This window comes from uncultured Oscillibacter sp., from assembly GCF_900544955.1.
In the GTDB taxonomy this organism is placed as follows: Bacteria; Bacillota; Clostridia; order Oscillospirales; family Oscillospiraceae; genus Oscillibacter.
Window position 1 is genome coordinate 12,226 of sequence record NZ_UQXD01000014.1, and the last position, 12,828, is coordinate 25,053.

14 protein-coding genes are annotated in these 12,828 nt (G+C 66.2%); 6 read left to right on the plus strand and 8 right to left on the minus strand.

Annotation, left to right across the window (positions count from 1 at the left end; all coding sequences use genetic code 11):
• Positions 1–122: 122 nt before the first annotated feature.
• The 7 genes from thrC to QZS21_RS05075 form a co-directional block, all read right to left on the minus strand.
• A complete protein-coding gene (gene thrC, locus QZS21_RS05045; protein ID WP_295580948.1) occupies positions 123–1,610 on the minus strand; it encodes a threonine synthase in 1,488 nt (495 codons plus the stop codon).
• 31 nt (positions 1,611–1,641) lie between these two features.
• Complete coding sequence (locus QZS21_RS05050) at positions 1,642–2,001, minus strand: YraN family protein (RefSeq protein ID WP_366557575.1); 360 nt, start codon at positions 1,999–2,001, stop codon at positions 1,642–1,644.
• A complete protein-coding gene (locus tag QZS21_RS05055) occupies positions 1,998–2,663 on the minus strand; it encodes a ribonuclease HII (protein WP_295580952.1) in 666 nt (221 codons plus the stop codon). Before QZS21_RS05055 ends, QZS21_RS05050 begins: the two co-directional genes overlap by 4 nt.
• Complete coding sequence (gene ylqF, locus QZS21_RS05060) at positions 2,660–3,532, minus strand: ribosome biogenesis GTPase YlqF (RefSeq protein WP_295580954.1); 873 nt, start codon at positions 3,530–3,532, stop codon at positions 2,660–2,662. The genes QZS21_RS05055 and ylqF overlap by 4 nt, the downstream gene beginning before the upstream one ends.
• Positions 3,529–4,119 (minus strand): signal peptidase I, encoded by a 591-nt coding sequence (gene lepB, locus QZS21_RS05065; RefSeq protein ID WP_295580956.1) that lies wholly within the window; start codon positions 4,117–4,119, stop codon positions 3,529–3,531. The genes ylqF and lepB (QZS21_RS05065) overlap by 4 nt, the downstream gene beginning before the upstream one ends.
• Positions 4,120–4,137: 18 nt before the next feature.
• Positions 4,138–4,716 carry a signal peptidase I gene (gene lepB, locus QZS21_RS05070; RefSeq protein WP_295580958.1) on the minus strand — a complete coding sequence of 193 codons (579 nt, stop codon included), beginning with the start codon at positions 4,714–4,716 and terminating at the stop codon, positions 4,138–4,140.
• 86 nt (positions 4,717–4,802) lie between these two features.
• The gene (locus QZS21_RS05075; protein WP_295580960.1) at positions 4,803–5,726 is read right to left on the minus strand and encodes a DMT family transporter; all 924 of its coding nucleotides are present in this window, start codon (positions 5,724–5,726) and stop codon (positions 4,803–4,805) included.
• An 84-nt stretch (positions 5,727–5,810) separates the two neighbouring features.
• Here QZS21_RS05075 and QZS21_RS05080 point away from each other — a divergent pair, with 84 nt between their 5' ends.
• The 6 genes from QZS21_RS05080 to QZS21_RS05105 all read left to right on the plus strand — a co-directional run bounded on the left by QZS21_RS05080 (position 5,811) and on the right by QZS21_RS05105 (position 10,124).
• The gene (locus tag QZS21_RS05080) at positions 5,811–6,431 is read left to right on the plus strand and encodes a DNA-3-methyladenine glycosylase (protein ID WP_295580962.1); all 621 of its coding nucleotides are present in this window, start codon (positions 5,811–5,813) and stop codon (positions 6,429–6,431) included.
• Between the two features lie 3 nt (positions 6,432–6,434).
• Positions 6,435–7,088: an HAD family phosphatase gene (locus QZS21_RS05085; RefSeq protein WP_295580964.1), complete on the plus strand. Its 654-nt coding sequence runs from the start codon at positions 6,435–6,437 to the stop codon at positions 7,086–7,088.
• A 14-nt stretch (positions 7,089–7,102) separates the two neighbouring features.
• Positions 7,103–7,873, plus strand: a complete 771-nt coding sequence (locus tag QZS21_RS05090; protein ID WP_295580965.1) for an HpcH/HpaI aldolase/citrate lyase family protein — start codon at positions 7,103–7,105, stop codon at positions 7,871–7,873.
• Position 7,874: 1 nt separating this feature from the next.
• Positions 7,875–8,483, plus strand: a complete 609-nt coding sequence (locus QZS21_RS05095; protein ID WP_295580968.1) for a pentapeptide repeat-containing protein — start codon at positions 7,875–7,877, stop codon at positions 8,481–8,483.
• Between the two features lie 22 nt (positions 8,484–8,505).
• The gene (locus QZS21_RS05100; protein ID WP_295580970.1) at positions 8,506–9,522 is read left to right on the plus strand and encodes a transglutaminase domain-containing protein; all 1,017 of its coding nucleotides are present in this window, start codon (positions 8,506–8,508) and stop codon (positions 9,520–9,522) included.
• 113 nt (positions 9,523–9,635) lie between these two features.
• On the plus strand, positions 9,636–10,124 hold the full coding sequence (locus QZS21_RS05105; protein ID WP_295580972.1) for a cysteine hydrolase family protein: 489 nt from the start codon (positions 9,636–9,638) through the stop codon (positions 10,122–10,124).
• Between the two features lie 78 nt (positions 10,125–10,202).
• On the opposite strand, the gene QZS21_RS05110 is transcribed toward QZS21_RS05105, so the two are convergent.
• On the minus strand, positions 10,203–12,704 hold the full coding sequence (locus tag QZS21_RS05110) for an ATP-dependent helicase (protein WP_295580974.1): 2,502 nt from the start codon (positions 12,702–12,704) through the stop codon (positions 10,203–10,205).
• Positions 12,705–12,828: the final 124 nt, after the last annotated feature.

Below are 12,828 nucleotides of genomic sequence, written 5' to 3' on the forward strand. Positions count from 1 at the left end.
CCCCCGCTCCCCGGGACGCACGGCACCGTCCCCACGGTGAGGGCGATGCGCTGCCGGGCTCACTTCCGCTCCGGAGTCCTCCGGCCGCTCCCGCGTCTCAGCGGTCCGGCGGCGCCGGAATCTCAGCGCAGGAAGTCCAGCACCACGCCGTCCATCTCCGGCTTTTCGCAGGTCCGGTCAAAGCGGCGGGCCTTGCCCTTCAGCGCCGCCAGGCGCCGGGGCACCGCCACGCCGCTCGCGGCATGGAGCCGGTCCAGCAGCTCCACGCCGTCTCCCGCCGCCGGTTCTCCGATGGCGGCGAGGACGTGGTTGCAGAACTTATAGGGGGAGGCGGTGGAGGCGAAGACCGTGAGGGTCTCGTCCCCGGTGGCGGCCCGGTACTGCTCCAGCACGCTGGCGGCCACGGCGGTGTGGGTGTCGATGAGGTAGCCGTACTCCCGGTAATACCGGGCGATGGCGGCGGCGGTGCCCGCCTCGTCGCAGAAGCCGCCCCAGTACTGCTCCGCCAGGGCCGCCTTCACGGCGGGGCTCACCTCGTACCGCCCCTCTTTCGCCAGGGCCTCCATGTAGCCCCGGACCTCCCTGTCGTTCTCCCCGGAGAGGTCGAAGAGCAGCCGCTCCAGGTTGGAGGACACCAGAATGTCCATGGAGGGGCTCATGGTGGTGTGGAAGGGCCGGTTCCGGTCGTAGACGCCGGTGCGGAGGAAGTCCGTCAGCACGTCGTTGCGGTTGGAGGCGCAGATCAGGCGGCCCACCGGCAGTCCCATGCGCTTGGCGTAATAGGCCGCCAGAATGTCGCCGAAGTTGCCCGTAGGGACGCAGAAGTTCACCTTCTCCCCCATGCGGACCACCCCCTGGCCCAGCAGGTCGCAGTAGGCGGAGATGTAATAGACCACCTGGGGCAGGATGCGGCCCCAGTTGATGGAGTTGGCGGAGGAGAGGAAGTACCCCCGGTCCGCCAGGGTCCTGCGGATGGCCGCGTCGGAGAAGATGCGCTTCACTCCGGCCTGGGCGTCGTCAAAATTGCCCGCCACGGCGCAGACCCCCACATTCTCCCCCTCCTGGGTGAGCATCTGGGCCTCCTGGACGGCGGAGACGCCGTCCTTGGGGTAGAAGACCAGGATTTTGGTCTGGGCCACGTCCGCAAAGCCCTCCATGGCGGCCTTGCCGGTGTCGCCGGAGGTAGCCACCAGGATGCAGGCGGTCTTGTCCTCCCCGGTCTTGCCCAGGGCGGCGGAGAGGAGCTGGGGCAGCATCTGGAGGGCCATATCCTTGAAGGCAGAGGTGGGGCCGTGCCACAGCTCCAGGCAGTAGGTCGCCGCGTCCACCTTCCGCAGCGGGGCTACGGCGGGGGTATCGAACTTCTCCGGGCCGTAGGCATTCTCCGCAAAGCCCAGCAGCTCCGCCTCCGTGTAATCCGTCAGGTACAGGGCCATGACCTTGGCGGCCCGCTCCTGGTACCGCGCGGGGATCAGGCCGGCCAAAAACGCCTCGTCGATCTGGGGAATGGTCTCCGGCGTCAGCAGCCCGCCGTCCCGGGAGAGGCCCATCTGAATGGCCTCCGCCGCCGTCATGCGCACCTGCTTGTCCCGCGTGCTGTAATACTTCATCTTCATTTCCTCCCTTTTCAGGAACAATTCTCTATTCAAAGGCATCCTCCAGATACTCCACCCGCAGGGCGCCGCTGCTCTCCGCGTAAACCTCCGCCACGTCGAACCGGGCGGGGGCGTCCAGCCCGTGGCAGGAGAGGTAGGCCGCCGCCGCGGCCCGGAGCCGCTCTTGCTTCCGCCGGTCCACAAACTCCCGGGGCAGGGCGATGGCGCCGCTCCCCCGGAGCTTCACCTCCACGAAGCACACCGTGCCCCGCCGGTCCCGGGCCACCAGGTCCAGCTCCCCGAAGCGGCAGCGCCACTGGCTGGCCAGGAGGGTGTAGCCCCTCTGGCGCAGGTATTTGGCCGTCTCCGCCTCGCCCCGGTCCCCGGCGCCCTTCGTCCCCCTCACGGCGTTCGCCCCGCCCATTTTTTCAGGAACGTGACCCGGTGGGCGGGACAGGGGCCGTAGGCGTCCAGGGCCTCGTAATGGGCCTTGGTGCCGTAGCCCTTGTGCCTGGCAAACTGGTACTGGGGATACTGCCGGTCCAGCTCGCCGGACATGTACCGGTCCCGGCTGACCTTGGCCAGGATGGAGGCCGCCGCAATGGAGGCGCTCTTCCCGTCGCCGCCCACCAGGCAGAGGTGGGGGGCGGTGACGGCGCAGCGGCTGCCGTGGTCCCGATTGCCGTCGATGAGACACAGGTCCGGCGCGACGGAAAGGCCGTCGATGGCCCGCTGCATGGCCAGCATCCGGGCGTTCAGAATATCCAGCTGGTCGATCTCCGCCGCCTCCACCCAGGCCACGCTCCAGGCGGCGGCCTGGGCGGTAATGAGACCGTAGAGGACCTCCCGCCGCCTCTCCGTCAGCTTCTTGGAGTCGTTCAGGCCGGGGAGATCGGCCTCCCGGGGCAAAATGACGGCGGCGGCATACACCGGCCCCGCCAGGGGGCCGGCCCCCGCCTCGTCCACACCGCAGAGGGTCTCCGCTCCGGCGGCCCACTGGGCGCTCTCAAAGGTCCAAAGGTCCATGCTCCGCTCCTCCCTCTTCGCCGCGCCGGCTGCCGCCGTCACGACGGCAGCTCCAGGGTGAAGCGCCCCAGCTTGCCCGCCCGGAACTCGTCCAGCAGGATCTTCGCCATCCGCTCCGTGTCCACCTCGCCGCCGGAGATCAGAAAGCCCCGCCGCCGCCCGGCGGCCTCCAGCAGCCGGTAGCCCCAGGCCACGTCGTTCTCCTCCGCCTCCCGCTCCGGCAGGGCGGAGAGCTTGTAGGCGCTCTCCAGCGCCCCGGGATACCGCTCCCCCAGGTAGGCCGTCAGGTGGCAGCCCAGGGTCTCCACGTCCAGGATGTCGTCTTTCACCGCGCCGGTGAAGGCCAGGTTCAGACCCACGCTCTGGTCCTCGAACTTGGGCCAGAGGATACCCGGGGTGTCCAGCAGCTCCAGCCCCCTGTCGATGGGCACCCACTGCTTGCTCCGGGTGACGCCGGGGCGGTCCTCGGTCTTGGCGGTCTTCCGCCCCGCCACCTTATTGATAAAGGTGGACTTGCCCACGTTGGGGATGCCCAGAATCATCACCCGGACCACCCGGCCCACCTGGCCCTTCTCCGCGTAGGCCCGGAGCTTGTCCGCCAGCAGCTCCCGGACGGCGGCGGCAAACTTCCCCGTGCCCGCGCCGCCCTTGGCGTCGGACTCCAGCACGGCGTAGCCCCTGGCGCGGAAATAGGCGGCCCAGGCCCGGGTCCCCTCCGGGTCCGCCTGGTCCACCCGGTTCAAAACCACCAGCCGGGGCTTCCCCGCCGTCAGCTCGTCCACGTCCGGATTCCGGCTGGACACCGGGATGCGGGCGTCCAGAATCTCGCACACCGCGTCCACGTGCCGGATCTGCTCGGCGATCATCCGGCGGGTCTTGGTCATGTGCCCGGGATACCATTGAATGTTCACGCAATCACCCCAATCCGGCCAAAGTTCCGCTTCTCAGTGGCCTCGTCCGGCCCGGGGAAGGCCAGGAACACCGCCTTGCCGATGACATAGCGGGTGTCCACCGTCCCCAGCCGGATGTCCCGGCTGTCGTTGGAGCGGTTGCGGTTGTCCCCCATGACGAAGATGCAGCCCTCCGGCACCGTCAGGGGGAACGCCGTCCCCTCCTCCAGGAAGGTCAGCTCGTTGATATAGCTCTCCTTCAGCAGTGCGCCGTCCACATAGACGCTGCCGGTCTCAAAGTCGATGTCCACCGTCTGCCCCGCCGTGGCGATGACCCGCTTGACGATGGGCTCCTCCAAAAAGGCCTCCTTGCGCAGCACCACGATGTCACCGTAGCGGTAATCGTCGTACAGCATGGAGTTGAGCACCAGCAGCCGGTCCCCGTCCTGAAGGGTGGGGACCATGGAGTGGCCGTCCACGCCGATGAGCCGGATGATGAAGGTGAACAGCACCACCACCGCCAGCACGGAGCACACCAGGGCCTGGACCCACTCGTAGAGGTCCCTTCCCGCCTGCTCCTGTTCCTTTTCCTGTTCGTTTTCCTGCATGGCTCCGCTCTCCTCAGCTCACTTCAAAATTCCGATCCGGCTCCACTCCCGGGCCTCCAGGTCCTCCGTCTGCCCCGGCAGGAGCAAAAACACCGCCCGGCCGATGATGGCGCGGGTATCCACCGGCCCCAGCACCGGGTCCCGGGAGTCCCGGCTGTCGTTGCGGTTGTCCCCCATGACGAACACGCAACCCTCCGGCACCGTCAGGGGGAACACCGTCCCCTCCTCCCGGTGGGTCTGCTGGCGGATGTAGGGCTCCTCCAGTGCCGCGCCGTCCACATAGACGGTGCCGCCGTCGAAGTCGATGTCCACCGTCTGTCCCGCCGTGGCGATGACCCGCTTGACAATCAGCTCCCGGTCCTCGAAGGCCCCGCCCACAATCACAATGTCCCCGGGGCGGTAGTCCCCGCACCAGAAGCGATTTACCACCACCAGCCGGTCCTGGTCCTGGAGGGTCTCCCGCATGGACCCGCCGGACACCCCCACCACCCGGACGGTGAAGGTGAACGCCAGCACCACCGCGATCACCGCGCACACCAGCGCCCGGAGCCATTCATACAGGCCGTTTCCACTTTTCCGCCGGGTCTCCGCTTCCATACGCAGCCGCTCCCATAATAATCTAATAGAGTATTATACCAAAAAGCGCCCCGTTCCACAAGGGAGCGGGGCGTTTTTTTGCCGTTTCAGCCCCGGGCGCCCGCCGCCGCCCGCCGCCGGGGCGGGGGAAGCTGGGCCAGCACCACCGCCGCCAGCATCAAAAGGCACCCGAAGTACTCCTTCCCGCTCATCCGGTCATGGAGCAGCAGCGCGCCCGCCAGGGTGGCGAACACGGACTCCAGGCTCAGCAACAGCGACACCACCGTGGGGTTGGAGTCCTTCTGGGCCAGAATCTGGAGGGTGTAGGCCACGCCGCTGGAGAAGATGCCCACGTACAAAATGGGGCCGATGCACGCGCCCACCGCCGCCAGGGAGGGCGTCTCCGTGGCCAGCATCCCCGCGGCGGAGAGCACCGTCGTCACCAGGAACTGGATGCAGGAGAGCTCCACCCCATCCACCCGCTGGGTGAAGTGGTCGATGATGAGGATGTGGGCGGAGAAGCAGAAGGCGCACAGCAAGATGTAGAAGTCCCCGGCGGAGACGGCGAAATCCTCTTTGATGCACAGGCAGTACAGCCCCGCCACCGCCAGCGCCACGCTGACCCAGATGACCCGGGGGGCCTTCTTGCGCAAGAAGATGCCCGCGATGGGCACAATGACGATGTACAGCGCGGTGATGAACCCCGCCTTGCCGGAGGTGGTGGTCTCCAGCCCCTTTTGCTGGAGGTTGGTGGCCACCGTCAGCGCCACGCCGCAACAGATGCCGCCCAGCACCAGGTCCCGGCGGGCGGCGGGGCGGGCCTCCGCCGCGCCGGAGAAGTCCCGCTGCCGGCGGCGGCGCAGCAGGGCGCACAGCCCCAGTAAAAACAAGAAGGCGATGGCGGACCGGGCGGCGTTGAAGGTAAAGGGCTCCACAAGCTCGGCGCCTACGCTCTGGGCCACGAAGGCGGTGCCCCAGATCAAGGCGGCCAGCATCGGGAAGACATTCTGGCGGATGCGATTCACTTTCATGGTACTTGCTCCAACTTTCATTCCGTGGTATACTAGCCGTCTAAAGACCGTAACAGAGTGGTATTTTAGCATCGAGGTGAGGAAATGGCAAGGCTTTCCCGGGAATTTTACAGCGGGGACACTGTGGAAACCGCCAAACGGCTCCTGGGCCGCTGCCTGGTCCGGCGGCTGGACGGGGTGCTGCTGGCGGGCCGCATCACGGAGACGGAGGCCTACGTGGGCCGGTGCGACAAGGCCTGCCACGCCTACGGCTACCGCAAAACGGAGCGGACGGCCCCTCTCTTCCTGGCCCCGGGCCACGCCTATATCTACCTCATCTACGGCATGCACCACTGCCTGAACCTGGTGACGGAGCCGGAGGGAGAGCCGGCGGCGGTGCTGATCCGGGCCGTGGAGCCGGTGGCGGGGGCGGAGGTCATGCGCCGCCTGCGCTTTGGGGAGGGCCCCCTCACCCCCTACCGGCAAAAGCACTTTCTGAACGGGCCTGGCAAGGTCTGCCAAGCCCTGGCCCTCACCCGGGCGGAGAACCGCCTGGACCTGACGGGCGGCACCCTCTTCGTGTGCGACTCCCCGGCGGACGTGGGGCTCTCCTGCCCCCCGCCCGGGCCGGAGCACATCTGCGCCGGTCCCCGGATCGGCGTGGACTACGCGGAGGAGGCCCGGGACTTCCCCTGGCGGTTTTGGCTGGAAAAGGAGGATGCATAGACGATGTTTCTCTTCGATATGGACGGCACCCTCATCGACTCCAACGGCGTTTGGAAGGAGGTGGACCGGGCGTTCCTGGCCCGGCGGGGCCTCCCCTACACCCACGCCTACTACGAGGGCGTGGCCCACACGATTCTGCCCCTGGCCGCCCAGTTTACCCGGGAGTTCTGCCACCTGGAGGAGTCCTGCGAGGCCATCATGGCCGAGTGGATGGACATGGCCCGGGACGCCTACGCCCACGTGGCGGTGAAACCCGGGGTCCGGGCCTATCTGAAGCAGTGCCGGGCCGAGGGCCGACGGATGGCGGTGGTGACCTCCAGCGTGCCGGAGCACTGCCACACCGCCCTGGAGCGGCTGGAGCTCTCCAAGTATTTTGAGAGCATCACCTTCGCCCAGCGCCTGGGCCTGGAGAAGAAGGATCCGGCGGTGTGGCTGGCGGCGGCCCGGGAAAACGGCGCCCGTCCGGAGGCGTGCACCGTGTTTGACGACAGTCTCTCCGCCTGCCGGGGCGCCCGGGGGGCGCGGATGCGGGTGGTGGGCGTGTACGACGGCTTTTTCGCCCAGGACGAGCGGGAGATGCGCAGCTACTGCGACGTGTATATCCGGAGTTTTGAAGAGCTTTTATGGCTTCCACAGCAAAAAGCCAAAAGAAAATAAGGAGTGACCAGATCATGAACCGCATCCAAGAGAAATTTTTGAACAAAGAGCTGTCCGTCGGCACCTTCACCCAGCTCGCCAGCCCCGTGGCCGTGGAGTGCCTGGGCCGCACGGGCCTGGACTACGTATTGATCGACACGGAGCACACCGCCGTGGGCATCGAATTCCTCACCGCCGCCATCACTGCCGCCGACGCCGCGGGCATCGTCCCCCTGGTCCGCATCAACGGTATCGCCCGGGACAAGGTCCTCCAGCCCCTGGACTACGGCGCCCAGGGCCTCATCATCCCCGCCGTGGAGACGGTGGAGGAGGTGCGCAGACTGGTGGAGTACGCCAAGTTCCCGCCCCTGGGCAGCCGGGGCTTCTGCCCCACCCGGGACGGCGGCTGGGGCTACGACGCCGAGTCCCTCCAGGGCACGGAGACCTACTTCGCCCGCTGCAACCGGGAGACGCTGCTCATCCCCCAGTGCGAGACCGCCGGGTGCCTGGCCCATATCGAGGAGATCACCGCTATGGACGGCGTGGACGGCATCTTCGTGGGCCCCTTCGACCTGTCCATCGCCCTGGGCCGCCCTCTGGAATTCGACTGCCCGGAGATGCGCGCCGCCATGGATCGCATCCTCACGGCCTGCCACGTCAACAACAAGATGGCCTTCATCTTCTGCGGCGACGCCCAGACCGCCCGGAAGCGGGCGGCGGAGGGCTACGACAGCGTCACCACCGGGCTGGACGCCCTGGCCCTGGTGGAGTCCTACCGCGCCATGGTCCGGGAAATCCGGGACTGACGTGGCGTCGCTGGAACAGGCGGCGGCGGAGGCCCGGGAGCAGGACGGCTGCCTGCCCCCGGCGGCTTTCCGCCGCCTTTTTTTCCGGGAGCTGGACCTGTCGGACCTGGAGTTCCGGGACACCGTGTTCGACCGCTGCACCTTCGCCGACTGCAATCTCACCCGGGCCGCCTTCTACGGCTGCACCTTTGAGAGCTGCCTCTTCCTCCGCAGCCCCCTGGCGGCGGCGTACTGGCGGGACACCCGCCTCGCCGGCACCAAGGCCGACGGCGCGGACCTGCGCCGGTGCCGCTTCAAGGGCTGCGCCCTGGAGCAGTGCCTTCTGCGCTATGCCAACCTCACCGAGGCGGCGCTGGAGCGCACCGCCCTGTCCGACTGCGACCTCTCCGGGGCGGCCCTGGCCTCCGCCCGGCTGACGCGGACCGTCTTTTGCCGGGTGGACCTCACCGGGGCGGAGCTGTTCCGCACCAGCTTCAAGGCCACGGACCTCTCCACCTGCACCCTGGACCAAATCTCTCTGTCGGAGACCTGCGCCGAACTGAAGGGCGCCCGGATCGACCCCTCCCAGGCCGCCGTGGTGGCCCGCATTCTGGGCATCGACGTGCTCTGACGACGGAAAGGAACCCCTGCCCATGGAAGCCTATTACCACCAGCGCCTCTCCCGTCCCCAGCAGGCGGCCTACCACGCCATGAAAACCGGCTTCGCCGCCCTCAGCCCCCGCTTCTCCGTGCCCCGGCTGGAAAACCAGGTCCTCAGCGACCTCTTCTTCCAGCTGCGGCTGGACTGCCCGGAGATCTTCTACGTCACCGGCTTCTCCTACCGCTTCGCCCCGGGGGCGGAGAGCGTGGAGCTGCTGCCGGAGTACCTCTTCGACAAGGGGAAGATCCGGGACCACCAGAGGGCCCTGGCCGCCCGGGTGGAGAAGCTCTGCCGCCCCGCCCGGGCACTGAGCGACTGGGACAAAGAGCGCTACATCCACGATTTCCTTTGCGAAAACGTCCGGTACGACAAGCTGAAAAAGCCCTACTCACACGAGATCATCGGCCCCCTGGGCCAGGGGGTGGGGGTGTGCGAGGGCATCGCCAAGACGGTGAAGCTGCTCTGCGACACCCTGGGGCTGTGGTGCGTCATCGCCGTCTCCGACGCCGCGCCGGAGGCGGGCGTCAAGTACCGCCACGCCTGGAACATCGTCCGGCTGGACGGGCAGTCCTACCACCTGGACGCCACCTTTGACAACTCCCTGGGCCAGGGCGGCGCCCTCCGGTACGACTACTTCAACCTGGACGACCAGCGCCTCTTCCGGGACCACCAGCCCGCCCTCTACCCCCTCCCCCCCTGCCGGGACGGCGGCCGCTTCTATTATAAGGAGAAGAAGCTGTCCCTCACCAAGGTGGAGGAGGTGTGCAAGCGGGCGCAGATGCCCCTGCGGAAGGGGCAGACGTTCGTGTTCCACTGGCGGGGCGGGCCTCTGACCCGAGAGGTGCTCGGGGAGCTGGTCCGGGCGCTGGAGGAGACGGCCCAAACCCGGGGCCGTCACGCCGCCCTGTCCTTCAACTACCCCCAGGCGGTGCTCTCCGTCCGCTTCCCCGCGGAGCTGCCCCGGGAGGAGCTGGTGGCCCAGGAGGCCAACGAGGGGGAATCTGAGTGAAGAGATGGTGACATCGTCTCCGCCGGAGAAGTCGTACTTGACAAGTTGGGAGTTCAAGCGGAGAGCGACTCAATCATTCGTCAACGCGCCATGTAGAAAAGAGAAGGAAAATTATGAAACATAAAGCATTGGTCGTCATTGATATTCAAAATGACATCACCAAAAATTATAAGGGAATTATCGAAAACATCAACAACGCGATTGATTGGGCATCCAGCAATGAGATTCATGTTGTATACATCAAACACAACAATCTCTCCGCTGGAACAAGGACATTTAAGCCAGGCACTCTTGGCGCTGAATTGGTCTCCGATATGAAAATAGTGTCCGAACATATTTTTACAAAAACCAAAGGGAATGCGTTAACAAGTGATGCCTTTGCCGCCTTTGTACGTGAAAATGGAATTACTGAATTTTACATTGCCGGTGCAGACGCCATCGCCTGTGTAAAATCCACCTGTTATAATATGTCAAAAACCGGGTACACCGTTCATGCGCTGTCTGATTGTATCACCAGTTACGATAAAAGGAAAATCGACGAGATGCTTCAATACTATGCAAGCAAAGGATGTATTGTTGAGACGCTGGGCGACGCGATGTAAGTCAGCAAAGAGGCTGGGGACATCCATCAAACATGCAAAGAGGGGCGGTATGGCGTTCGGCCATACCGCCCCTCCCTTTTACAGCTTTTTCATATGGCTCCCGGCGGATTTCAGCATCAGCTTCTTGGCGCCCACCTGGTCGAAGGCCACCTCCGCCAGGGCGTCGCCGCCCATGGGGCGGACGGAGAGCACCATGCCCTTTCCAAAGGCGGTGTGCTCCACCATGTCCCCCTTCTGGAGCTGGAGGAGCGCCGTCCCCTCCCCGGCGCCGCCCCGGACGGAGGCCAGGGGCCGCCGGGGGGCGGGACGGGCCTCCCGGTAGCTGTGGACGCTGCCGCTCTCCCGAGGGCCGCCGCTGGTGTAGCTGCCAGTGGCGGGCCTGGACACCGGGCCGCCGCCGAAGCCGCCGTAGGACGGCCCGCCCTCCCAGCGGCTGGCGGTATCCGCCTCCCCGCCGCCGAAGCGGGGCTCCGGCTTGCTCTCCCAGCGCATGTTCTCCTCCGGAATCTCGTCCAGGAACCGGGAGGGCCGGTTGGCGGTGGTGCGGCCGTAGAGCATCCGCTGGCGGGCGTTGGTGAGGGTCAGCTTCTCCTTGGCCCGGGTCATGGCCACGTAACACAGCCGCCGCTCCTCCTCCAGCTCCTCCTCGTCGTACTGGGCGGAGGCCCCGGGGAAGATGCCGTCCTCCATGCCCACCACGTAGACGCTGGGGAATTCCAGGCCCTTGGCGGAATGGATGGTCATCATCGTCACGCAGTCGTCGCCGCTCTCCACGCTGTCCAGGTCCGTGTACAGGGCGATCTCATTGAGGAAGCCGGAGAGGGTGGCATCCTCCGGGTCCTGCTCCAAAAAGCCCAGGATGTTGGATTTCAGCTCCTGGACGTTCTCGATGCGGCCCCGGCTCTCCACGTCGTCTTTCTCCTCCAGGGCCTTCACGTAGCCGCTTTTTTCGCACACGGCGTCGTAAAACTCCGGCAGGGCCAGCTCCCCGCCCTCCCGCCGCAGCCCGTCGATGAGGTCCGCGAATTTCAGCAGCTTGGCGGCGGCGCCCTTCAGCTCCGGGAAGAGGTCCGCGTTGCGGATGATCTCGTAAAGGGAGGCCCCCTGCCCCTCCGCCAGGAGGGCCACCTTGTCCAGCGTGGTAGCGCCGATGCCCCGTGGCGGGTTATTGACAATGCGGCGCAGCCGCAGGTCGTCCAGGGGGTTGTTCAGCACGCACAGATAGGCCAGCATGTCCTTCACCTCCGCCCGGTCGAAGAACTTCATGCCCCCCACCACCTTGTAGGGGATGCCGTTGCGTTTCATGGCGTATTCCAGGGCGTTGGACTGGGCGTTCATCCGGTAGAGCACGGCGGTGTCCCGGAAGGACCGCCCCCGGTTCACCCCCATCAGGATGTCCCCCACCACGTAGTTGGCCTCGTCGCTCTCGTTGAAGGTGGTCTTCACCGTCACCTGCTCGCCGCCGCCGTTGTCGGTCCAGAGGGTTTTGCCCTTGCGGCCCTGGTTGTTCTTGATGACGGCGTTGGCGGCGTCCAGAATGTTCTGGGTGGAGCGGTAGTTCTGCTCCAGGCGGATGGTCCGGGCGTCGGGGTACTGCTTCTCAAAGTTCAGGATGTTCTCGATGTTGGCCCCCCGGAAGCGGTAGATGGACTGGTCGTCGTCGCCCACCACGCAGAGGTTCTTCCGTCCCCCCGCAAGCAGGGAGGTCAGCAGGTACTGCAAATGGTTGGTGTCCTGGTACTCGTCCACCAGCACGTAGCGGAACTTCTGCTGGTAGTACGCCAGCACCTCCGGCTCCCGCTGCAAAAGGGTGACGGTGTGGTAGATGATGTCGTCGAAGTCCAGGGCGTTGGCGGAGCGGAGCTTTTGGGCGTACCGCTCGTACACCTTGGCGATGCGGCTCATCTTCCAGTCGTTCTCGCTCTCGTGCTTTTTGGCGAAGTCCGCCGGGCTCTCGTAGCGGTCCTTAGCGCTGCTGATGACGCCCAGGATCACCTTGGGCTGGAAGGCCTTCTCGTCCAGGTTCAGCTCCTTCACAATGTCCCGGATCACCCGCTTGGCGTCGTCGGTATCGTAGATGGTGAAGTCCTTTTCAAAGCCCAGGCGGTCGATGTCCCGCCGCAGAATGCGGACGCAGGCGGAGTGGAAGGTGGAGGCCCAGACGTCGCCCGCCTGGGGGCCCAACCGGGCGGCCAGGCGGTCCTTCAGCTCCCCCGCCGCCTTGTTGGTGAAGGTGATGGCGATGATCTCCCAGGGCCGGGGCACGTCCACGGCGCACAGGCGCCGGGCCCGGGCCAGATCCTCCGGCGCCGGGTGGGCGGGAAAGGTCTCCAGGAAGCGGAGGTCCTCCTCATCCGCCGTCTCCGGCACCGTGTCGCAGTCGCTGCCCCGGCCGTAGGTCAGGAGGTTGTACACCCGCTGAATCAGGACGGTGGTCTTGCCGCTGCCCGCCCCCGCCAGCAGCAGCAGCGGCCCCTCGGTGGCCATGGCGGCCTGGCGCTGCATGGGGTTCAGCCGCCGCAGGTCCCCTGCGATGACCGCCCGGCGGGCGGCGATGTAACGAGTTTGAAAGTCTGTCATATGTTCACCCGTTTTCTATAATCTCACGGGTTATTTTACGGCAAAAACCCGACGGGGTCAACCGTGGGTTTCCGCCGCCCCCACCGCGCGGGAGAAAAAGGCCGCCGGTTTCACCGGCGCGCCC

Excerpts from the sequence above, each read along its gene's own strand:
- thrC (WP_295580948.1), bottom strand. The coding sequence starts at position 1,610 with ATGAAGTATTACAGCACGCGGGACAAGCAGGTGCGCATGACGGCGGCG.
- lepB (WP_295580958.1), bottom strand. The coding sequence starts at position 4,716 with ATGGAAGCGGAGACCCGGCGGAAAAGTGGAAACGGCCTGTATGAATGG.
- QZS21_RS05110 (WP_295580974.1), bottom strand. The coding sequence starts at position 12,704 with ATGACAGACTTTCAAACTCGTTACATCGCCGCCCGCCGGGCGGTCATC.
- QZS21_RS05090 (WP_295580965.1), top strand. The coding sequence starts at position 7,103 with ATGAACCGCATCCAAGAGAAATTTTTGAACAAAGAGCTGTCCGTCGGC.
- lepB (WP_295580956.1), bottom strand. The coding sequence starts at position 4,119 with ATGCAGGAAAACGAACAGGAAAAGGAACAGGAGCAGGCGGGAAGGGAC.
- QZS21_RS05085 (WP_295580964.1), top strand. The coding sequence starts at position 6,435 with ATGTTTCTCTTCGATATGGACGGCACCCTCATCGACTCCAACGGCGTT.
- QZS21_RS05080 (WP_295580962.1), top strand. The coding sequence starts at position 5,811 with ATGGCAAGGCTTTCCCGGGAATTTTACAGCGGGGACACTGTGGAAACC.
- QZS21_RS05105 (WP_295580972.1), top strand. The coding sequence starts at position 9,636 with ATGAAACATAAAGCATTGGTCGTCATTGATATTCAAAATGACATCACC.
- QZS21_RS05075 (WP_295580960.1), bottom strand. The coding sequence starts at position 5,726 with ATGAAAGTGAATCGCATCCGCCAGAATGTCTTCCCGATGCTGGCCGCC.
- QZS21_RS05100 (WP_295580970.1), top strand. The coding sequence starts at position 8,506 with ATGGAAGCCTATTACCACCAGCGCCTCTCCCGTCCCCAGCAGGCGGCC.